Genomic DNA, 20,526 nt, shown 5'->3' with positions numbered 1-20,526 from the left:
TCTGCGACCACGAAATTCGCAATCGGAATCTGAACCCGATGACTCGACTCCGCCGCTGGCTGCGCTGGATCTTCCTGATTGTCCTGGTCCTGGCGCTGATCGGCGCGGCCGCCGTGGGCGGTCTGTACTACGCCGTGTCCTCCAAGCTTCCCGACGTGCAGACCCTGCGCGACGTGGAAATGCAAGAGCCGATGTACGTCTATGCCGCCGACGGCAAGCTGATGGCGGTGTTCGGCGAGACCCGGCGTACCCCGATCACCATGAAGGACGTGCCGGAGAAGCTGAAGCAGGCCTTCCTGGCCACCGAGGACGCCCGCTTCTATGAGCATGGCGGTGTGGACTACAAGGGCATCGGCCGCGCGGTCTGGCTGCTGGCCACCACCAACGACAAGCGCGTGCCCGGTGGTTCCACCATCACCCAGCAGGTGGCCCGCCAGTTCTTCCTCAGCTCCGAGTACAGCTATACCCGCAAGCTGGCCGAGATCCTGCTGGCGCGGAAGATCGAGTCCGAACTGAGCAAGGACGAGATCTTCGAGCTGTACCTGAACAAGAGTTTCTTCGGCAACCGCGCCTACGGCGTGGCCGCCGCCGCCGAGTTCTACTACGGCAAGAAGCTCAACGAGCTGGACCTGGACGAGATGGCCTCGCTGGCCGGCATCCCCAAGTTCCCGTCCTCGGGCAACCCGATCTCCAACCCGGAGCGCGCCCGCCAGCGTCGTGACAACTATGTGCTGCAGCGCATGGCCGACCTGAAGTTCGTCAGCCAGGCCGAAGCCGACGCGGCCAAGGCCGTGCCGATGCACGCCACCGCGCATGAGCCGCCGGTGCAGGTCGACGCGCCCTACGTGGCCGAGCTGGTGCGCCAGGAGATGATCGCCCGCTTCGGCGGCGATGTGGTCAACAAGGGTTACCACGTCACCACCACCATCGACTCCACCCTGCAGACCGCCGCCAACCTGGCCGTCCGTGATGGCCTGCTGCTCTACGACCACCGCCACGGCTGGCACGGCGTGGAGAAGCAGGTGCAGGTGGGTGCCGGTGAAGACGCCGCCGCCCTGGCCGAACACCTGCGTGGCCTGTACGGCCAGGCCGGCCTGCTGCCGGCCATCGTCGCCAGCACCGGTGCCGATGGCAGCGCCACGGTGGTGCTGGCCAACCGGACCGAGATCGTGCTGCCGGCCGGTGCCGCCAAGTGGACCAACAAGACCCCGGGCAAGCTGGTGCAGCGCGGTGACATCGTGCGCGTGCGGGCCGGTGCCAAGGAAGGTGAGTGGCTGCTGGACCAGATCCCGCGCGGCCAGTCCGCGCTGGTCTCGCTGGATGCCCACAGCGGCGCGCTGAAGGCGCTGGTCGGTGGCTTCAGCTTCTCCGGCAACAAGTTCAACCGCGCCACCCAGGCCCGTCGCCAGCCGGGTTCGAGCTTCAAGCCGTTCGTCTACGCGGCCGCCTTCGACAAGGGCTACAACCCGGCCTCGATCGTGCTCGACGCCCCGGTCGTGTTCCGCGACCGCCGCGGCAAGACCTGGGCGCCGCAGAACGACGGCGGCGGCTTCCGCGGCCCGATGCGCCTGCGTGAAGCGCTGGTGCAGTCGCGCAACCTGGTCTCGGTGCGCCTGCTCGATGGCATGGGCGTGGACTACGCGCGCAAGTACATCAGCGAGTTCGGCTTCGCCGAATCCGAGCTGCCGCCGAACCTGTCGATGTCGCTGGGTACTGCTTCGCTCACCCCGCTGTCGGTGGCCCGTGGCTACGCCGTGTTCGCCAACGGCGGCTCGCGCGTGGACACCTGGCTGATCGACCAGGTGAACGACCGCGACGGCAACCTGGTATTCAAGGAAAACCCGGCGCTGGCCTGCCGCGAGTGCGCCGGCAGCAGCGACCAGCCGGTGAACCAGGTGGTGGACGGCTTCAACTTCGGCGCCCCGGCGCCGAAGGTAGACCCGGCCGCTGCGGCCAAGGCCGAAGCCAAGACCGAAACCCCGGCCGCGCCGGTCAACCCCGATGCCCGCACCGCCCCACGCGCGATCGACGCCCGCACCGCCTACCAGCTGGTGTCGATGATGCGCGACGTGGTCCAGCGCGGTACCGGCGTACAGGCCAAGGTGCTCGGCCGCGAGGACGTGGGTGGCAAGACCGGCTCCACCAACGACCACCGCGATGCCTGGTTCTCGGGCTTCGGCGGCCCGTACGTGACCACCGTGTGGGTGGGCCGCGACGACTTCCGCTCGCTGGGCTACCGCGAATACGGTGGCAAGGCCGCCCTGCCGATCTGGATCGACTACATGCGCACCGCGCTGAAGGACACCCCGATCGCGCAGAACGATCCGCCCAGCGGCATGGTCCAGGCCACCCTCAACGGCGCGACCGAGTGGGTGAAGGTGGAAGACATGGACCGCCTGACCGACTACGACCTGAACCTCAATACGCCGCAGGCCGACGCCGCCGCGTTCGATATCTTCTGAGGAAGGGACAGGTGGGTGCCAACCTTGGTTGGCACTGCCCTTTGTAGAGCCGAGCCCATGCTCGGCTCCGGGGGCCCGCGGTAGAGCAGCCGAGCATGGGCTCGGCTCTACAGGATCAACGGCACCCGTTTGCCGTGGTAGCTGCCAACCGTTGGTTGGCATCTCTGCGCCATACCCACGCAGATGTCACATCCCTGCGCTACTCTGTAGCCAGGTCGCAACAGGGAGTCATCGCATGCACCGCGCCCGTCAGCATGCTGCCAGCCAGACCCGCGAGCGGCGCCACCGCCTCGCCCACGAAGCCGCCCGCCTGATGGCCGAAGGCGGCATCCGCGACTACCACCAGGCCAAGTTGAAGGCCGCCAGCCGGCTCGGCATCCACGACGATGCCTCCCTGCCCCGCAATACCGAGATCGAAGACGCCCTGCGCGAGTACCAGCGGCTGTTCTCCGGGCCCCAGCACGGCAACGAACTGCAACGCCGCCGCGAGGCCGCGATGCGTGCGCTGGAGTTCCTGCACGGCTTCTCCCCACGTCTGGCTGGCCCAGTGCTGGACGGCACCGCCGACGCCAACAGCCCCGTGCAGCTGCACCTGCACAGCGACGACCCGGAAGCCGTGCACCGCTTCCTGGACGAGCACGGCATCCCCGCCGAATCACGGACGCGCCGCCTGCGCATGGACCGCGAACGCTGCCTGGATGTACCGGTGTGGGTGTTCAGTGCCGAGGAACTGACCTTCGACCTGGCCGTGCTGCCGTACGACGCCCTGCGCCAAGCACCGCTGTCGCCGGTGGATGAGAAGCCGATGCGGCGCGCGTCTGTCGCGCAGTTGCGGCAGGTGCTGGCCGAGGCCGAGATCACCGCGTACATCGGCGGATGACGGTGGCGCCGGCCCATGGCCGGCGAGCGCAGCGGTACCTGCCAGTGGTGGGTGCGGACCGTTGGTCCGCACCGTGCTTCAGGCAATCGATTGCTGGCCGAAGAGCAGTCGAGCGCGGCTCGACTCTACAAAAGCTGCGCTACCTGCTCTGGCAGATGGCGCCCATCATGCTCCCGCTACCAGACGAAACGGGTATCGCGCAGCGGGTCGCTGAGCAACCGCGGCAACCAGGGCGCGGGGGCCCGCTGCGGATACTCCCGCATCATCTGCGCATGCATGGCCTGCAGGTCCCGCAGCAAGCCGGCCTGAAAGTAGACGTCGTTGAACGTATCCGACCACCCACTCTTCACCCGCTCACGCTCGCCGCCCTTCAAGAGCGGCATCTGGTCCAGCGGCACGTCCAGGATCGTCGCCAGTGAGGCGTTGATCTGCGCATTCTCCACAGCGGCCTTGCGCACGGGATCCAACCGATCCCGAATCTGCCGGCAGTCGTAGGGGAAGCACCCGCCTGTGACGTTGATGTAGTCAGCGATGTCCGCCAGCATGTCGGCCTTCAGACGCCACACCACTTCGCTGTCCATCACCTGCCGCACCCGCATCGTGCGCAGTGTACTCGCCCGCACGTCCTCCGGCGTGGTGAACTCGGCCCCCCGCGTGCTGCCAGCGTGGCGCACCAGCACGATGCGATGGATCGCCTCGTGGGTGACGCCCTCGATGCGCAGCGCCGCTGTATCCGGATGTATGCGCGGCGGCGGCACGCCCAGCATCTGCCACATGTACCACAGGACCAGCAGTAGACCGGCAATGCATAGCCCGCTCATCAGCGTCCACAGATCCAGGTTCCGTGTGTAGTAGCGATAGCGCGCGCGCCAGATATAGAACGTGCGATAGCTGATGAAGCCGCTTACCCATCTGTACATTGCCATCTCCTTGGCCAGGACCCCGGCGCGACGGGGTGGATTACGCGCGTCACGCCGGGGCTCCATCGCTTACCAGCCGATGCCCACACCCACGCCCATGCTGCGTTCACCGCTGTTGGTGAACGCACCATTGAGGCTGAAGGTGGCTGAGCCCTTTTCGTTGAGCACGCGCTGGTAGCCCACCGCCATGGCGGACTCACCCTCGGCGTAGCCCACGCCCGCGCCGAGGCGGTTGTAGGTGGCCAGGCCGGCGGTGTTCATGGCCATGGCCGTCTGCGCACTGCTCATCGCGGCCATGCGGTTGAAGCGCTTGTCCATCTTGTCCAGGCGACGCTCGAAGTTGCTGATGGCGCCATCGGTGTACTCGTTGGCGCGGGCCAGCATCTTCTCCAGTTCGGCGGTATCGACCTGCGGCGTGGGCGACGACGTGTCGTCCTTCTTCGACTTCGGCTGCGGCGTGGGCGACGTGCCCTCGCCTGCCGAGGCCACCTGCGGCGAATCGCTGGCTTCCGGCGTTGGCGTGACCTGCTCGGTGGGCGCGGCCGAAGCCGTAGACAACGCACGCGAATGCGGCTGGCCATCCACGCGCTGCTCCAGACCGTCCATGCGGCCGTTGAGCTGCTGCTGCACGGCGTGCAGCTGGCCACCATTGACGGCCTCGCGGCTGCCGGCGGCGATCAGGCCGTTGGCCACGTTGGAAATGACCATGCCGTTGGTGCCCGCCAAGGTGAGCTGGGCGGTGCCGTCGCTACGGGTGGAGGGCGTTTCCTGGAAGACCGAGCGGAGCTGGGTTTCGACGCGGTCCATGCGGGAGCCGGTGGTGACTACGGCGGAGTCCAGCGTGGTGAGAGCGTCGTTGACGGTGTTCTGGTGCTGGCCCTGGATGTTGAAGCCGGGGGTGGTGACATTGCCCTCGGCGTCGATGTTGCCGCCGAGCGTGGACAGGGCGCCGCGGAGCTGGCCGATGGTGGCTGCGTCGTTGGTGTTGCGGCCGTTGGCTACGTTCACAATTCGGCGTTTCAGGTAGTCATTGCCAACAGAAACTGTGCCCACCTGATCCGCGACAGACTCAGCCCCCAATGCAACACTGCCGTCAGCGCCGCCGAGGACTTGGCTGGCTGCACCAATAGCAACACCGAATCTCGCGTTGACACGAGATCCACTCCCCACGGCGAATCCATAGAAGCCACTCTCTGAAACCCAAGCCCCCCGGCCCAGCGCAATGGAGTTGGTCGCCTCCGCCGTGGCGTAGCTCCCTAGAGCTGTCGCTCCGGTTCCACCAGCAACTGCATCACCACCAAGAGCCACACCTAGCGCTCCAGCAACTGCCCCGCGTGATTGGTCGTCAGCGCCCACCGCAAGCCAGGCCGAATCAGCTTCAACTTTCGAGAGACGAAGATTCGTCTCATGCAGCTGACCTCCATTGACAAGATCGCTGCTGTCGCCATCAATGCGTCCCTTGGCGGCTCCAGTTAGACGAGAGCCCCCAAAGTCGACCACGCCAGCAGGATCTGACGCCTCCATGAAACCACGCGACTTCAGTTCCTCCAGATGGATACGGTTGCGCGCGATATCTTGCTTCGCCTCAAACAACTGGCTACCAGTCACCGCATCACGGCTACCTGCAGCAATACGCCCATCGGCAAGATTAGACAGAACCATGCCCTGCGCACCTGCCAAGTTCAGCTGACCAACGCCATCCGCCCGGGTCGAGGGCGACTGTTGGAACGTCGCACGCAGCTGACCTTCGAGGCCATCTACGCGGCTGTCTGACCTGACCACCGCCCCATCGAGTGCAGCCAAGGCGTCTCCGACGTTGTTCTGCTTGCCACCTTGCACGCTATAGGTGGGTCCAACGACGTTTCCAAGAGCATCCACCCCTGCACTACCACCGAGTCCACCAAGAGTCTCGTTGAGCTGCGCGATTGTCGACGCATCGTCTTTCCCAATACCCCGGCTTACGTTCACCAAACGGCGTTGGTACCTGTCTCTGCCGAAGGAAACAGTATCCGGATCTGTTGCGATTGACCCGGCGCCCACAGCAACAGCCCTGACTGCGCTCGCTTCGGCCTTGCTGTCCGCGCCAAGTGCCGTCGTCTCGACTCCCGATGCACGCGAACCGACACCAAGAGCAAAAGAACTCTCCGCGTCCCTCTCCACAAACGCGCCTCTTCCAAGAGCAACAGAGTTCTTCCCACCCGCCACAGCAAATGCACCAATCGCGGTCCCTCCCTCCTGATCGATACTGGCTTGAGCAGAATCACCAATGGCAACCCCGAGAATGCCGGACCTTGCGGCCTCGCTAAAGCTGTCACTTCCAATACTCAGGAACTTCCCGGCGCTCTCGATTGCATTGACGCGCTCATTGGTCACAAACAACTGCCCACCATTCACCGCATCCGTACTGGTCGCAGAACTGATATCCCCCGCTGCCACCCCCGATACGCGCGCACCTTCCATGTCCACCAGGTGACGATCAGCACTGAACTTGACCACGCCATCCAGATCCGGATCGAAGTTATCGAAGTCCGCACGCAGCGCATCCAGCTCGACCCGGTTGTCGGTGATACGCCCGTCCTGATCCGTCAGCTGCTGCGCGTGCCCAGCCAAAGCCTGTCGCTGTGTCTCCACCGTGGCATTGGTCGCAAACAGCTGCTGCCCGGTCACCGCATCGGTGCTGCCTGCACTCAGCGTGCCGTTGGCGATGTTGTAGACGCGTCGCTTGGCTCCGGTCTTGTTGGCGACATCCACGATGGTGCCGGTGTTCTCTGCCCCCAGGCGGACATTGCCACTGGCAGACACCTGGCCCACCAGTCCGCCCAAGGCATCAGCCTTCTGCACAGCGCCATCAGCCACGCCACGGGCGGCGTCGGCCGCCGTCTTCGCCGCGGTTGCCGCCGTGCGCACGCTGGTCACTTCGCTATTGGTGGCATTGAGCTGCTGCCCGGTCACTGCATCCGTGCTGGACGTACTGAGCACGCCATTGGCCAGATTCCGCAGCTTGCGTTTGGCGCCGGTCTTGTTGGCCACGTCGACGACGGTGCCGGTGTTGTCTGCACCCAGGCGCACGTTGCCGCCTGCCGATACCTGCCCCACCAGGCCATCCAACACCGCCACGCGCGCCTGCGCACCGTCCGCGGTCGCCTTCACAGCAGCCACGCTGGTGTTGGTGGCATGCAGCTGCCTGCCGGTCACCGCTTCACTGCTGGACGTACTCAAGGCGGCATCCGCCACGTTGACCACTTTGCGCTTCAACGAGCCATTGCCCACCGAGACCTGATTGGTCCCAGTCGTCGCTGAGCCATTGCCGAGCGCAACAGCGCCCGCGTGTGCCGCATTGGCACGATCACCAAGGGCCAACGCGCTCTGTGCCGTGGCACTGGCCTGATTACCCAGTGCGGAGGCATACAGGCTGCTGGCAACGGCGCCGCGCCCAACGGCCGTGGCCTGGTTGGCCGACGCGTTGCTCTGGAAGCCTAGTGCCGTTGCGTGCGTGCCTTTGCCGGATGCCTCATGACCGACGGCAATACCACGATCACCCGTTGCCACAGCGTCCAGTCCAAGTGCCACCGCACCGTTGCCACTGCGGGTTCCAGCACCGATGGACACACCCGCGTTGCCACTGATCTTGTTACCCGCGTCATCCACCGTCGCGCGAGCGTCTGCGCCCATGGCGACGCTCTTGCCGTTGTAGGCTTTGGCGTTGTTGCCCAGCGCCGTACTGATGCCGTAGCTGCCCTGCTCCGCGACAGCTCCCGCGCCAAGGGCCACTGCGCTGGCGTTCAGCCGTGCAGCCGTTGCGTCGGCTGCTGCCTGCGCCTTGCTGACATTGGTATTGGTGGCGTTGAGCTGCTTGCCCGTGACTGCCTCGGTGCTGGTCGTGCTCAGCGCTCCATCCTTCAAACCAGAGATACTGCGAACTGCGTTGGACTTGTTGCGCACATCCAGCACGGTGCCGGTGTTCTCGCCGCCAAGACGCACGTTGCCGCTGGCCGAGACCTGGCTGACCAGGCCACTGACCGCATTGGCCTTGGCCAATGCCGTGTTGGCATTGGTATTGGCCGTATTGGCCGTGGACTGTGCCGCCGTGGCTGTCGTCTTCGCTGCATCGGCAGCGGTCTGGGCCCTGGTCACGTTGGTGTTGGTGGAATTGAGCTGCTTGCCGGTAACCGCATCGGTACTGGTACTGGACAGCCTCGCATCAGCCAGATTGACGATCCGGCGCTTGGTGGCCCCGCTACCTACCGAAACCGTATTTGCCTCGGCCGCAACAGAACCCCGACCCAGTGCAATGGCGCCGGCAGCACTCGTGGATGCGCCGTAGCCAATGGCAATGCTGTCGTGGCTGGCAGTGCTGTTGGCGCCGAGGGCAATGGCGCCGTTGTATCCATCTGCGCCCGCTCGCGAATCGGCACCAATCGCTATCGCGCCCTCGGAACTGCCATGGTCGACACGAGAGCCACTACCTACCGCGACACCATTGCGTCCATTTACATAGGCCGAATTTCCATAGGCTGTCGCACCAATGCCCACCGCACTCGAACGAGTGCCGACGGCGGTTGTGTGAGTACTGCCAGCCAGCGCTTCGAAGCCAACGGCAATTCCATACTCATCACTGGCCAAGGCAGATTTCCCAAGGGCAGTCGCTCCTCGCCCTGATGCCTGAGCCCCGCGCCCCATGCCAAGCGCGCCCTCGCCCAACGCCCGCGCTTCATAGCCCAGGGCAATAGCATCGTTCTCGGCCTTGGACAGACCGCCCAGTGCGATTGCCCCCGTCCATCCATCCGAGCCGGCAAACGAGCCCCCGCCGATGGCGATGCGAGACACGCCAGCGGAACTGTCCACGGTCTTTGCACTTCGCCCAATTGCGATGGCGTCGTCGCCAATGGCCGTCGCGTGGTTGCCCACTGCGATTGAGTATGCGCCAAATGCTTTGGCTACTGTTCCCACTGCAGTTGCGTACTTTGCCGTTGCCTGGCTGAGATACCCCAGCGCGTGCGCGCTATCTGCAGATGCAATGGCCGAAGCTCCAAGCGCGACAGACGACTTCCCACTGGAGTTGGCCTGTCGGCCAATCGCAACTGCGCTCGAGGCGGATGCTTTTGAATCGTTACCCATCGCTATGGCCGAGCCCCCAGTTGCCTGAGCGTTGGCACCCACAGCGACGCTGTAGTGTTCACCGGCAAGCGCCCTCCAGCCGAACGCAGCGGAGTAGAAGTTCTCGGACCTCGCCTCCGGACCCACGGCCGAACTGCCATAGCCATTGGCTTTCGCTTGATAGCCAAGTTCCAGCGCATTGATGCCCGCACGTGGCGTAGCTGAGAACAGCGAGTATGCGGAAGAAGATCCTGCGCGCACCTCCGAGTTCAAGCACAGCGCCTGCCAGATGGATTCATCGCACTCATCAGCCGCAATGATGTCGCCAGCTTCTGCTGAGGGAACCGCAAGAACAAGCCCAAGCAACACTGCGCCCGCAGCCGTTGACCGCGGCTTACCTGCGCTCGACGCCAGTTCGCTGGCAACAACCCAGCATTGGCGGGTTCGATTCCACACACGTCTGTAGATACGGTTCATTGCTTACTCCTTAACAGCCAGTTCAAGTGAAAGCCCGCCAGCCCTGCTGGCGGGGCCGGGGAATCAACCAGCGCTGGGCGCCAGGGTCTGTACGTGCTCGCGATAGCCATCGCGGGTCAGGCGGTAACGCAGCTGCAGCGTGTGTCCGGGCTGCACGGGGAACGGCAGCTCCAGCGCACTGCCGGGATACAGGCTTCGCGACACGTCGTGCGCGGTGCAGCGCGCACCATCGCAATCGGCGATGCTGGTAATGCCTACGCGCACCGTGCCGGTGTTGCGCAGGCGGTTGCCTTCCACCTGTACCGCCATGGCTGGCTGCGCGGGCAGCACATTGACCAGCGCGCCCCAGACCAGGCTGACGCCGATGTTGGCCTGCGCGCGCTCGCCCTCGCCTGCGTGCTCAATCCCTTCAGGGCCACGCACACCTTCGAAGTACACGCGGTAGGCGGTTTCCTTCTCGACCGGCTGCAGCGGAATCACCCGGATCAGGCGATTGCCGCCACCGGCCAGCGCGAACTTGCCGGGGGTGATGGCGATGGCCGCTTCGCCGGGCTCGACCTCAACCTCCTGCTCGTCTGCGCCGGCGGGATTGACGATGCGCTTGATCGAGGCCTGCACGTACTGCGGCTGGGTGGACTGCGAATAGATGCGGATCTGCGCGCCCTTCTTCACGTCTACCGACGTGCGCATGGGGTGCACGGTGAGATTGGCGTGGGCAGGCATCGCCATCAGCAGCGACAAGGGAAGCAGGCAGCGAATGAGAGGTTTCATCGGGGGCTCCGTGGGAATCAGGGCGTGACAGTGGGAACGCGCAGTTCCACCTTGAGATCGCCGTCGTAGTAGCCGGGGCGCTTGCTGCTGACCGGCACGCGGGGGGTTTCCAGCGTCAATGGCGTGGGCACGCAGAACACCGGCTGCGTCATGCCGGGTAACAGCACCAGGCGCAGATTTGCTGTATCGATGCCATGCAGCAGCTGCTCCACACCGTTGCGCATGGGCAAGGCGCTGCCGTTGTGATCGAGGGTGATGGTGTAGTCCACGCGCTGCGTGGCGTCGCTGCCGCCGTCGGTATGCCAGACCGAGTAGCCGGAAGGCCCCGGAGGACGCGGCCCGCTGTCGCGCACGGTGACGCCCAGGTACTGGCTCTGCGAGCCCAGTCCGTCGTACAGGCACATGTCGAGTTGGGTTCGCCCTCCCACGGTCTGGGCGATCGGGTCGTACTGCAGGTTCAGGCCGACGTGCGGGGTGACCTGATCGAAGAGCGGGAAGTAGATGGAGACCGCGTTGTAGTCGGTGATGGTGAAGTCGAAGGAGACAGTATTGGTATGCACCGCGGCTTGCTTTGGATCCACTCTGAGGTCCAGGAGGAGTTCGGCCCGCCAGTGCCCCGCAACCAATAGGCTCAGCTCTTCTTGTGGAAGTACAAGCGTTACCCCTGTACCTAGTGGGGAATCAATACTGCACATATCCCAGTAGGCAGAATCCATCGGTCGTATTGCAGTTCCCCAGAAGTCGTTGGAACAGGCGCGACCTGAAAGGATGCGTCGCAACCACCCCTTCACTCTCACCTCAGTTGACAGGCCAGATCGTTGCTCGACCATCCGAAGTACAACTTCCGAAGCTCCGGCAAGGAACTGTTCATGGCCAGATGTGCTGCAACTACCTTTTGAAGGATCCACACTGGATCGGCAGGTCAGATGTATCTGGCCAAGCTTGCGCGACACGTCACGACTGAAGCCCAGAACCGTCCTGTCTGGCCAGATCTCCAGATCACCTGGCATGGAAGATCGATCCCACCCAAGCGTCACCTGCTGAACTATCGGACTGGGGTCGGTCTCCGGCGGCTGCTGCGCCATCGCCCGCGGCGCCAGCACCACCAGCGCACACAGCACCGCCATCACCCACCACACCCGCCGGTTCACTGCGCACCTCCCGCGGCCGCGGTCTGCGGCGTGGCGGCAATCAACGCCTGCTCCTGCAGCAGTCGCGTCACCCGTGCCTGATGGCGGATATCGGGCGGCAGCTGCGCCACGGCCAACGGTTCGCACTGCACGGCGCCCACCAGCATCACCACGCTGCGGCGCTCGCGCACCTGCAGCGGGCAGTGCAGCAGCCGGTCGTCCTGCAGCAGGTACAGGGTCTTTTCGCGTCGTGGGAAGTCGGCCACGAAGCCTCCATTGCTGCCGGTGCCGGGCACCGGCGCGTTGAGAATGCGGGCGCCGCGCAGCGGTGCACCGGCGATGTCGTGGGCGTTGCCGATGAAGGTGTAGGTCACTTCAATCGGCACCGGCATGCGCACCAGCCGCCCGGGCGAGAGGAACAGCGGGCGCGCACCGCCCGCACCGCTCACACGCACCGCGGCGATGCTGTCCAGTGCGCTGGCGTCCTGCACTTCGGCGCGGTGCGATTGGTAGGCGGACACCGGCAGCAGGCGGCGTTCGCCCAGCTTCAGCCGCTGTCGGCGCAGCCCGCCTACCTGCAGTTCGGCGGCCACGCCGGTCAGGTCCAGGTCGTCGGTGCCATCCACCTGCACTGCCAGCCCGGCATCGGCGCCCACGCCTGCGCCCCAGTACAGCCCGCGCGAGCCGATGGCCAGGCCGGAACTGTGCGTAGCGCTGTACGCCACTTCATTGCCCCCCTGGTGCTGGTAGCGCGATACCGTGGCACCGGTCTGGCCGATGCGGTTCTGCAGCTGCCCGCTGAGCGTGGCGCTGTAGCGTTCGTTGTTGTTGCCGCGCAGTTCGCCCGACACTTCGCGGTACTGGTCTTCGTATTCCTGGCGCAGGGTCTGGCCGGCGCTGTAGTTGACGTCGGGCCGCGTGTGCTGCGGCTGGCGCACATCCAGGCCGTAGCGGCGCTGTGAGCTACCGCGATCACCGCGCTGCAGGCGGTTGAGGCTGAAGTTGAAATAGATGCCGCGATCGCGTCCATCGCGCAGGCCGCCGCCACTGGTCTGCTGCCACACGCCGATGCGGCTGGAGACACTGAACTCGCCCCAGCGCTGGCTGCGGCTGTAGCTGGCCTGCCAGATGCGGCTGAGCTGCGGCACGCGCGTGGGCTGCGGCAGCCACGGCGGCAACAGCGGGTCCAGCCCAGCCAGCGGATCATCCCCCAGCCCTGGTTGCACGGTGCCTGCGCGCCAGGTCTGGCGGCGGGTGTAGGCCACGTAGGCATTGCCGCCCGCCACCGGCAGCGCCATCGAGGCGCTGAGCGAGTCGGCACAGCCGAGCCGGTCGCGCGCGTCGTCCTCGAACTGGCAGGCGCGGCCGCGCATGCGCTGGTGGTACACATTCCACGAGGCGCGGCGACGGTAGGACAGCTGGTGCTGCTGGCCACGGCTGCCGTCGCTGCCGTGCATGCCGCTGAAGGTGCCGCGGATCTCCTGGGTGGCGAACACGTGGCGCAGGTCCAGCCGCAGTTCGCCATAGCTGAAGCCACCGAGGTCGGCGACACCGGCCGTCACTGCCACGTTGCGCGATACCGGCACGCGCAGGCCGGCCATCGCTGCCAGCTCGTCGTTGAAACGGTCGCTGCGGCGCTCGTTACGGCGGCCGCCCTGCATGAACCACTGCACGCTGCTGTCGATCCAGTCGCCGCCCTTGTCGAACGGCGCGTCCTCGCTGCGCACCAGCACACCGTCTTCGTAGATGCGCAGGGTGACGGTGTAGTTGCCCAGCGGAAACCGGCGCGTATCGAGCTGGTTGATGCCGGCCTGCAGGTAGAAGGTCTGCAGCAGGCGCTCTCCGTCGAAGGCATCCACCCGTGCATCGCGTGCCAGCAGCACGGTGAGCGGCGTGGCCTGCACGGCGGCGGCGGAATCCACGTACGCCTGCGTGGTGCCGAGGCGCAGGCCCTGGAAGCGGTCCATCGGCAGCATGCTGAAACTGAAGGTGCCACCCTGCGGGCTGCTCAGGTTGCGGCGGTCCATGCGCCCGGCCTGCAGGTAGTGCTGCTGCCCCAGGTCATGGCGGTAATAGGCGTTGTCCAGCTGGAAGTCGCGGTTGGCGCGGCCGCCGCGATAGTGCTGCTGGCTGAAGGTCCAATCGGCAGACAGGTGCCCGCGCTGCAACACGCCCAGCGCGCCCATGCCCTGCGCGGCCAGCGACTGGTAGCCGCGGCCGCCGCTGACATTGAGCGTGTGCTGGTGCAGAAAGGCGTTTTCGGCATTGGCGCTGACCTGGTGGTAGCGCTCGGCGGCCGGTTCGCCGGGAATCCATTGGCGGGCGACGAACAGGCGCACCGCGCCCTCGCCTTCGTCATACAGCGCGCGCACGGCGGTGGGCTCCTCGGGGGGATCGATGTAACCGCAGCCGGCGCTGGCGCCGCCGTAACGGCAGGCCAGATGGCTGTTGCGCGGCAGCGGCTGCGACAGCGCGGGCAACAACGCGGCCTGTGCCTCGGCGGGCAGCTGCAATGCCTGCAGCGCCTCGGCCGGGGCTTCCAGCTGCACGTGTTCCAGGGTCACGCGCACCGGCACCAGCCCCGTCGAACGGCCGAACAGGCGTACCTCGAGTTGTTCGGTCTGGCCTTCGACCAGATCCTCGAAGCCGGCGGGAACGCCGCGCGCCGCGACCACGGGCATGGCCAACGACAGGGCAAGCGCGACCGCCAGCCGGGTAACGGCGGGTGCGGGAGATTTCATGGGGGTGTTACCGGAAGCGGCCGGCCCGGAATGCGGGCCGGCACGGGCGCCTTACGGGCTGGCGGTCTTCTGCTGCATGGCGATGGTGACGATGCCTTCGTAGGTACCGCCCTTGGCGATCGGCTCCTGCTTGGTCTGCGCGATGCGCAGCGGCATCGGGATCGATGCGCCCTCCAGTGCGCCGTCGAACAGGTCGGACGCAGCGAAGTCCTGCGCGGCCACGGCCAGCGCCTTGCCGTTGAGGCTGACAGTCAGCGGCACCGGGGCACCGCTGCCATCGGTATTGAGCAGCTGCGGAGCGCTGCCGACGCGCACTTCGATGTCCTTGTCTTCGTCGTTGGAGTAGATGCGCACCTGCTGGGTCCACGGCACCAGGCCGGTGACCGGGTTGTGGACCATGTTGACCACCGAATCCAGCGCGGTGCCATCGGCCTTGAGCAGGGCCAGGGTCGGGTCGACGTTGGCCCAGACCTTGATGTCGGCGTCGAACGCGTTGGCGGACAGCGAAACAGTGGCCAGCGCTGCAGCGAGCGTGGCCTTCTTCAGAATGGCGTGCATGTGTGTCTCTCTCGGACAGGGGGAATATGAAAGCCCCCCTCCCCAAGGAGAAAGGGAGGGAGGCGCCGCCCGTGGAGGTGGTCACGGGCGACGAGAGAATGGTAGGTAGGCCTACCGCACGCAGGCCATGCAACAATTCCTAAATAACTGAACGTTAAGAAGAATTCTTGAGGGCTTTCAATGTTTGAGGATTATGCAAATTTCCTCACGACTTGAATGCAAGAAACCTCATTGCGTTGCATTTGTAGCGTCGAGTGATACTCGACTATCGCTTGAGGCGCACCGTGTGCGCATGAGTCGAGCACGGCTCGATGCTACGTGTAGAAATCGCGAACGACCTTCAATGCGCAGGCACCACGGCGACGTGCTCCACGTCGATGTCGGTGGGCTTGAAGCGGTGCGTATCCACCTCTCCGTGCAGCTCCACCACGGTGGTCGCGCTGACGGCCTGGTGGCTGGGCAGATCCTTGTCGTCGATTTCCACATCGATCTCGCCGGTGGCGTCCTTGAAGCGGTAGCGCTCGTGGCCGATCCTGGCCACCAGCGTGCCCCGCAGCACCACCGGCTGGTCGTCACGCTGGGCGCGCGCCTCGGCCACCGTGGTGACGGCATGGGTGGCGCCCGGGCCGGTGTACTGGGCGAAGGCCCCAGCGCTGAGCAGGCTCAACGTGGTGGCGATGAGCGCAAGGGTGAGTCGTCGGTTCATGGTGTTGTCCATGCAGGGATAAGTGCCCACAGCTTCCCTCGCCTCGATAGTGACGCCCATGCAATAACTCCGAAAAGATGTGAAAACGACATCCGACGTCAGAAACCATTCATCGCGGACCGGACGCGTCTTTCAGGATCCATTCCGAGCGGATTTTCTGCGGCCTTCCGTCGTGTGCTGGAATGTTCGCCGAGCCGGTATGCGGAGTCGTAGTTCAGCTGCCGCGTCTTGCTTTTGTAGCGTCGAGCAGGACTCGACGCTGCAGACACATGCTCACGCACGACGGGATGGCATCAGGCCGCCTTACGGCGGCCTGACGGCTCCACTCAACGATGCAATCTCAGAAGAAGATTGCGTACAGGATCAGCAGCGGAATCGGCACGCCCAACAGCCAGAGCAGAATCATTTTCATCTCAGGTCTCCTCGTTCAAAGGTCGCGGCGGCGGCCGCCCCAGGTGGCGCTGAGGCTGGCGAAGAACGCGCCGATCAGCAGGGTGATGAACAGCCACAGCGCGGCATACGCTGCGGCCTTGCGGGCATCGTCGGCCGCCTGCTTGGCGGTGGTCTTTGCCTTCTCCAGCGCGGCACGCATGCGCGTCTGCACATCGGTCACACGGGCCTGCGCTTCGGCCGGGCTCATGCCGGTCTCGCGCGCGATCAGCTGCGACAGGTACTGGGTGTCGGCCGGGTCCAAGCCCTCGCCCTGCAGGCTGTTGACGATGATGCGGTTCACTTCGGCGCGGACTTCGCGGCGGTCGCCCACCGGGCCGTTGCCCGGCATCGGGCGTGGCGGCGGACCCATGCGCGCGTCGCGCGGGCCGACACTAGCGGCCGGCGGCGGCGGCGAGGGAGCATTCGGATCCATCGGCGCACCCGGCGGCGGCGCTGTCGGATCAGACGGCCCTGCGCTGGTCGCGCTGCGGAACAGTGAATCGACCCAGTAGTTGAGGTCGCCTTCCGGAGCCGCGCCGGCAGCGCTACCGGCACCTGCGGCGCCAACGCCGGCCGTGGATGCGGCAGCGCCTGCAGTGGCACCCGCCACCTTCGCGCCCGTGCCGAGCACGCCGCCGATGGCCGAGGTCAGCAGGCCCGCAGTCAGCAGCGTGGCCACGGCCCACGACACGAAGCCGTGCGCGGTATCGCGGAAATAGGTTTCATCGCCATGGATCTGCGTCCACTTGGTGCGCAGGCGGCCGGCCAGATAGCCGCCCAGACCCGATGCGGCCAGTGCGGTGAAGGTGAGCCAGGCGATGCTGGACCAGCCGAATTTTTCCTTGCTGACGCCTTCGAACGACCACGGCGACACCGAGGAGAGGCCAAGGCCGACACCGAGGATGAGCAGGATGAGGGAGAGTGCGGCGGCAGCGGCGGCACCTGCGAAGATCGCGCCCCAGGAAACGGCGCTTTCGCTGGGAGGGGCGACGATGGGGGCGGTGACGACAGTGGCGACGTCGGGACCAAGCGGGCCGCGCTCGGGTGGGTCGAATCGGGTACTCATCGGGATGGACGCTCCATTTCAGGTGCTGCGGATGCAGCTGGCGTCCTGAGGCTGCGCGAGCGGTTGTGAAGCTGGCGAGACCCTTGAATCACGCGGTCTTGGCGCGATGAAGCGCGTGCCAACCAAGGTTGGCACCTACCGGAGGCGGATGCGGTGGTAGATCCACGCCATGCGTGGATGATTTTTCGCGGGCGCCGAAATCGTGCGGACCAACGGTCCACACCTACCAGGTCCGCGCGAAAAAAAAAGACGCCCCGCGGATGCGGGGCGTTCTCGGCACAACCTACGCGGGCGATCAGCCCTGGTACTCGCGCACGTCGCTGCCGGTGTAGACCTGGCGCGGACGGCCGATCTTCATTTCCGGGTCGACCTGCTGTTCCAGCCAATGCGACACCCAGCCGGAGGTACGGCCCAGGGCGAACATGACGGTGAACATCTCGGTCGGGATCTGCAGCGCCTTGTAGATGATGCCGCTGTAGAAATCGACGTTCGGGTACAGCTTGCGGGCGACGAAGTACTCGTCCTGCAGCGCGGCCTGTTCCAGCTTCACGGCCACGTCCAGCAGCGGATCCTGCACGCCCAGCTGCTTGAGCACCTTGCTGGTCATCTCGCCGATGACCTTGGCGCGCGGGTCGAAGTTCTTGTAGACGCGGTGGCCGAAGCCCATCAGGCGGAAGCCGGAGGTCTTGTCCTTGGCCTTGACCACGGCGGACTCGACGTTGTCGGCAGTGCCGATCTCTTCCAGCATCTTCAGCACGGCTTCGTTGGCACCGCCGTGGGCCGGACCCCACAGCGCGGTGACGCCAGCGGCGACCGACGCGTACGGGTTGGCACCGGTCGAACCGACCAGGCGCACGGTCGAGGTCGAGGCGTTCTGCTCGTGGTCGGCGTGCAGGATGAACAGCAGGTCCAGCGCCTTGACCACGTCCGGGTTCAGATCGTACTGGCCGTCAGCCGACTCGAAGGTCTGCTTCAGGAAGCGGCTGACATAGTCCAGCGAGGTGTCCGGCTTGTTGGCCGGCAGGCCCTTGCCGTGGCGGTAGATCAGCGCCGACAGGGTCGGCACCTTGGCGATCAGGCGCACGGCGGCCTGGCGGCGCTGTTCGGCGTCGGACAGGTCCAGCGAGTCGTGGTAGATGGCCGACAGCTGCGCGATCGCAGCGGCCAGGATGGCCATCGGGTGGGCATCCTTGGCGAAGCTGCCGATCAGGGTGTTGATCGACTCATCGACGTTGGCTTCGGCGGTCAGCTCATCGGTGAAGGCCTTCAGCTGCTCGGCGCTCGGGCGCTCGCCGTTGATCAGCAGGTAGGCCACTTCGACGTAGCTCGACTTTTCCGACAGCTGTTCGATCGGGTAGCCGCGGTACAGCAGCACGCCCTTGTCGCCGTCGATGTAGGTGATGGCGGACTTGCAGCTGGCCGTCGCGGTGAAGCCGGAATCGTAGGTGAAATACCCCGTTTCCTTGGTCAGCTTCGCGATGTCGACGCAGTCGTTGCCAAGGGTGGGTTTGATGACGGGCAGAACGACCGACTTGTCGCCGGCGTTGAGCGTGACCTGATCAAGATCGGACACTGTGTGCGCTCCTTCATGGGAAGGCGCCTGCCCAAGCGCATTGGTCAGGCACGTGAATGACGTCCTCGGCCTGTGCCGGGGATCAGGTCATTATCGCACAGCAGCATTTGCCCGGCGCTAGACAGAAGTCGTATACGACAGGCAGCCAGACGCCGGCCGTTGAGCGGCCCGGATCGGCAAAAGCGTTGTCACACGAACGCAGTGTTCCGTCCATCCAAACGCCCGTTGGGTTGGCGTTGGGGAAAAACAAACGGCCGCGCAGAGCGCGGCCGTTGGTTCGAAGCTGGATCGACAGATCAGCGCGCGTAGCGCTTCTGGAACTTGTCGATACGGCCCGAGGTGTCGATGACCTTGTGCTTGCCCGTGTAGAACGGGTGCGAAGCCGAGGAAATTTCAACCTTGACCAGCGGGTATTCGTTGCCGTCTTCCCACTGGATGGTTTCCTTCGTCGCCATGGTCGAGCGGGTCAGGATCTTGAAATCGGAGGTGACGTCATGGAAGACGACGTCGCGGTAGTTCGGATGGATATCGGCCTTCATGGGCTCACACCGTAAATGGGCTGGTGGTCAAGAGCGGCATTATAAGCACCGGTTGCCACCCGGGGCAACCGGTGCCGGGCCACGGACGTCAGTCCGCGCCCAGGGCCTGGCGCACCAGGGCCTCGAAACGCTGCTGGTCGTAGGCCATCAGCAGATCGCAGTTGTCCGGCTGGCCGGTCTGGCGGTTCCAGTCGACGATGGTGGCGCCGCGGCTGAACGTGCCGTTCAGCTCCACGTTCAGCGGGCGCGACTCGACCCGCAACTGCCCTTCGGGGTTCAGCGCCCAGGCCATGGCCACCGCATCGGCGGTGTACCAGCGGCCGCCCTTGCTGTCTTCGGACAGGCCCCGGGTCTTGCGCGAGATCAACTCGTAGAAGCGGGCGCGATCGGAATCGGCCTGCAGCCACTTCTCGGCGTCCTGCAGCGGCAGGCCATGGGCGACGGTGGCCTCCCAGTCCGACACCAGCAGGTGCTTGAACGAGGTGAACACCACGTGCGCCGCTTCCGGGTCGAACGCAATATTGAATTCGGCCGCCGGGGTGATGTTGCCGTGGCAGGTGACCGCGCCGCCCATCACCACGATGCGCTTGATGCGCTCGGGCAGGGTCGGGTCCAGCTTCAGTGCCAGGGCAAGGTTGGTCAGCGGGCCCAGCATCACCAGCATCAGTTCGCCGGCGTGCTCGTGCGACAGGCGCAGGATGGCCAGTGCAGCGTGCTCGGCTTCGGCCTGGCGGCTGGGCGGCGGCAGGTCCACGTCGCCGTAGCCGTCACGGCCATGCACGTGGGCAGCGTCGACGGAGGGATGCAGCAGCGGATCCGGGCTGCCGGCAAACACCGGCACGTCGGGGCGGCCGACGATGTCGCAGAGCTTGAGGGCGTTGCGAACGGTGTACTCGAGGCCGACATTGCCGGCGGCGATGGTCAGGGCGACCACGTCGTGCCGTTCATCGGCGAAGGCCATCAGCAGGGCCAGGGCGTCGTCCACACCGGGGTCGGTGTCGATCAACAGCGGGATCTTGTGGGTCATCGTTGCCGTCTTCAGATCGGCAACGAAGTGTGGACCGGGATGATGACCGTTGCAAGTACGGGGTGTTGGGGTTCTGGCAGGGCTGCGCCCTGCACCCGCAGAGGCAGGAGCAACGGCAACGGCAACAGCAACGTCGAAAGCTGGTTT

General features: G+C 65.5%; 13 protein-coding genes. 2 read left to right on the top strand and 11 right to left on the bottom strand.

All coding sequences use genetic code 11. From position 1 onward, the window contains the following. Window positions 1–38: 38 nt before the first annotated feature. Window positions 39–2,462: a penicillin-binding protein 1A gene (locus G370_RS0107225; RefSeq protein WP_019659991.1), complete on the top strand. Its 2,424-nt coding sequence runs from the start codon at window positions 39–41 to the stop codon at window positions 2,460–2,462. Window positions 2,463–2,697: 235 nt separating this feature from the next. Further along, window positions 2,698–3,342 (top strand): hypothetical protein, encoded by a 645-nt coding sequence (locus G370_RS0107220; protein WP_010484059.1) that lies wholly within the window; start codon window positions 2,698–2,700, stop codon window positions 3,340–3,342. Between the two features lie 176 nt (window positions 3,343–3,518). Here the strand turns inward: G370_RS0107220 and G370_RS0107215 are convergent, their stop codons facing one another. The 11 genes from G370_RS0107215 to G370_RS0107165 all read right to left on the bottom strand — a co-directional run bounded on the left by G370_RS0107215 (window position 3,519) and on the right by G370_RS0107165 (window position 20,379). Continuing rightward, the gene (locus G370_RS0107215; RefSeq protein ID WP_019659990.1) at window positions 3,519–4,262 is read right to left on the bottom strand and encodes a hypothetical protein; all 744 of its coding nucleotides are present in this window, start codon (window positions 4,260–4,262) and stop codon (window positions 3,519–3,521) included. A gap of 69 nt (window positions 4,263–4,331) precedes the next feature. Beyond that, the gene (locus tag G370_RS1000000121280) at window positions 4,332–9,836 is read right to left on the bottom strand and encodes an ESPR-type extended signal peptide-containing protein (RefSeq protein ID WP_080112509.1); all 5,505 of its coding nucleotides are present in this window, start codon (window positions 9,834–9,836) and stop codon (window positions 4,332–4,334) included. Between the two features lie 63 nt (window positions 9,837–9,899). After that, window positions 9,900–10,607: a giant cable pilus chaperone protein gene (locus G370_RS0107205; protein ID WP_019659988.1), complete on the bottom strand. Its 708-nt coding sequence runs from the start codon at window positions 10,605–10,607 to the stop codon at window positions 9,900–9,902. A 17-nt stretch (window positions 10,608–10,624) separates the two neighbouring features. Then, window positions 10,625–11,617: a CfaE/CblD family pilus tip adhesin gene (locus tag G370_RS1000000121275; RefSeq protein WP_233654088.1), complete on the bottom strand. Its 993-nt coding sequence runs from the start codon at window positions 11,615–11,617 to the stop codon at window positions 10,625–10,627. A 137-nt stretch (window positions 11,618–11,754) separates the two neighbouring features. Further along, window positions 11,755–14,478, bottom strand: coding sequence for a TcfC E-set like domain-containing protein (locus G370_RS0107195; RefSeq protein ID WP_019659986.1), 2,724 nt, complete (start codon window positions 14,476–14,478; stop codon window positions 11,755–11,757). A gap of 51 nt (window positions 14,479–14,529) precedes the next feature. Further along, complete coding sequence (locus G370_RS0107190) at window positions 14,530–15,036, bottom strand: CS1 type fimbrial major subunit (RefSeq protein WP_019659985.1); 507 nt, start codon at window positions 15,034–15,036, stop codon at window positions 14,530–14,532. Between the two features lie 340 nt (window positions 15,037–15,376). Further along, window positions 15,377–15,742 (bottom strand): NirD/YgiW/YdeI family stress tolerance protein, encoded by a 366-nt coding sequence (locus G370_RS0107185; RefSeq protein WP_026347019.1) that lies wholly within the window; start codon window positions 15,740–15,742, stop codon window positions 15,377–15,379. Between the two features lie 427 nt (window positions 15,743–16,169). Beyond that, window positions 16,170–17,240 (bottom strand): hypothetical protein, encoded by a 1,071-nt coding sequence (locus tag G370_RS0107180; protein WP_019659983.1) that lies wholly within the window; start codon window positions 17,238–17,240, stop codon window positions 16,170–16,172. Window positions 17,241–17,535: 295 nt separating this feature from the next. Continuing rightward, window positions 17,536–18,813: a citrate synthase gene (locus tag G370_RS0107175; RefSeq protein ID WP_019659982.1), complete on the bottom strand. Its 1,278-nt coding sequence runs from the start codon at window positions 18,811–18,813 to the stop codon at window positions 17,536–17,538. A gap of 296 nt (window positions 18,814–19,109) precedes the next feature. After that, complete coding sequence (locus G370_RS0107170) at window positions 19,110–19,352, bottom strand: type B 50S ribosomal protein L31 (protein ID WP_005410871.1); 243 nt, start codon at window positions 19,350–19,352, stop codon at window positions 19,110–19,112. A gap of 88 nt (window positions 19,353–19,440) precedes the next feature. After that, on the bottom strand, window positions 19,441–20,379 hold the full coding sequence (locus G370_RS0107165; RefSeq protein WP_019659981.1) for a nucleoside hydrolase: 939 nt from the start codon (window positions 20,377–20,379) through the stop codon (window positions 19,441–19,443). Window positions 20,380–20,526: the final 147 nt, after the last annotated feature.

This window comes from Stenotrophomonas hibiscicola ATCC 19867 (assembly GCF_000382065.1).
Classification (GTDB): domain Bacteria; phylum Pseudomonadota; class Gammaproteobacteria; order Xanthomonadales; family Xanthomonadaceae; genus Stenotrophomonas; species Stenotrophomonas hibiscicola.
The sequence above is the reverse complement of the archived record's forward strand: the minus strand, read 5'-3'. Positions and strand labels throughout refer to the sequence as shown.

Coding starts and splice junctions, on each gene's coding strand:
- G370_RS1000000121280 (WP_080112509.1), bottom strand. CDS start 9,836: ATGAACCGTATCTACAGACGTGTGTGGAATCGAACCCGCCAATGCTGG.
- G370_RS0107170 (WP_005410871.1), bottom strand. CDS start 19,352: ATGAAGGCCGATATCCATCCGAACTACCGCGACGTCGTCTTCCATGAC.
- G370_RS0107165 (WP_019659981.1), bottom strand. CDS start 20,379: ATGACCCACAAGATCCCGCTGTTGATCGACACCGACCCCGGTGTGGAC.
- G370_RS0107205 (WP_019659988.1), bottom strand. CDS start 10,607: ATGAAACCTCTCATTCGCTGCCTGCTTCCCTTGTCGCTGCTGATGGCG.
- G370_RS0107180 (WP_019659983.1), bottom strand. CDS start 17,240: ATGAGTACCCGATTCGACCCACCCGAGCGCGGCCCGCTTGGTCCCGAC.
- G370_RS0107185 (WP_026347019.1), bottom strand. CDS start 15,742: ATGAACCGACGACTCACCCTTGCGCTCATCGCCACCACGTTGAGCCTG.
- G370_RS0107225 (WP_019659991.1), top strand. CDS start 39: ATGACTCGACTCCGCCGCTGGCTGCGCTGGATCTTCCTGATTGTCCTG.
- G370_RS1000000121275 (WP_233654088.1), bottom strand. CDS start 11,617: ATGCCAGGTGATCTGGAGATCTGGCCAGACAGGACGGTTCTGGGCTTC.
- G370_RS0107215 (WP_019659990.1), bottom strand. CDS start 4,262: ATGTACAGATGGGTAAGCGGCTTCATCAGCTATCGCACGTTCTATATC.
- G370_RS0107195 (WP_019659986.1), bottom strand. CDS start 14,478: ATGAAATCTCCCGCACCCGCCGTTACCCGGCTGGCGGTCGCGCTTGCC.
- G370_RS0107190 (WP_019659985.1), bottom strand. CDS start 15,036: ATGCACGCCATTCTGAAGAAGGCCACGCTCGCTGCAGCGCTGGCCACT.
- G370_RS0107220 (WP_010484059.1), top strand. CDS start 2,698: ATGCACCGCGCCCGTCAGCATGCTGCCAGCCAGACCCGCGAGCGGCGC.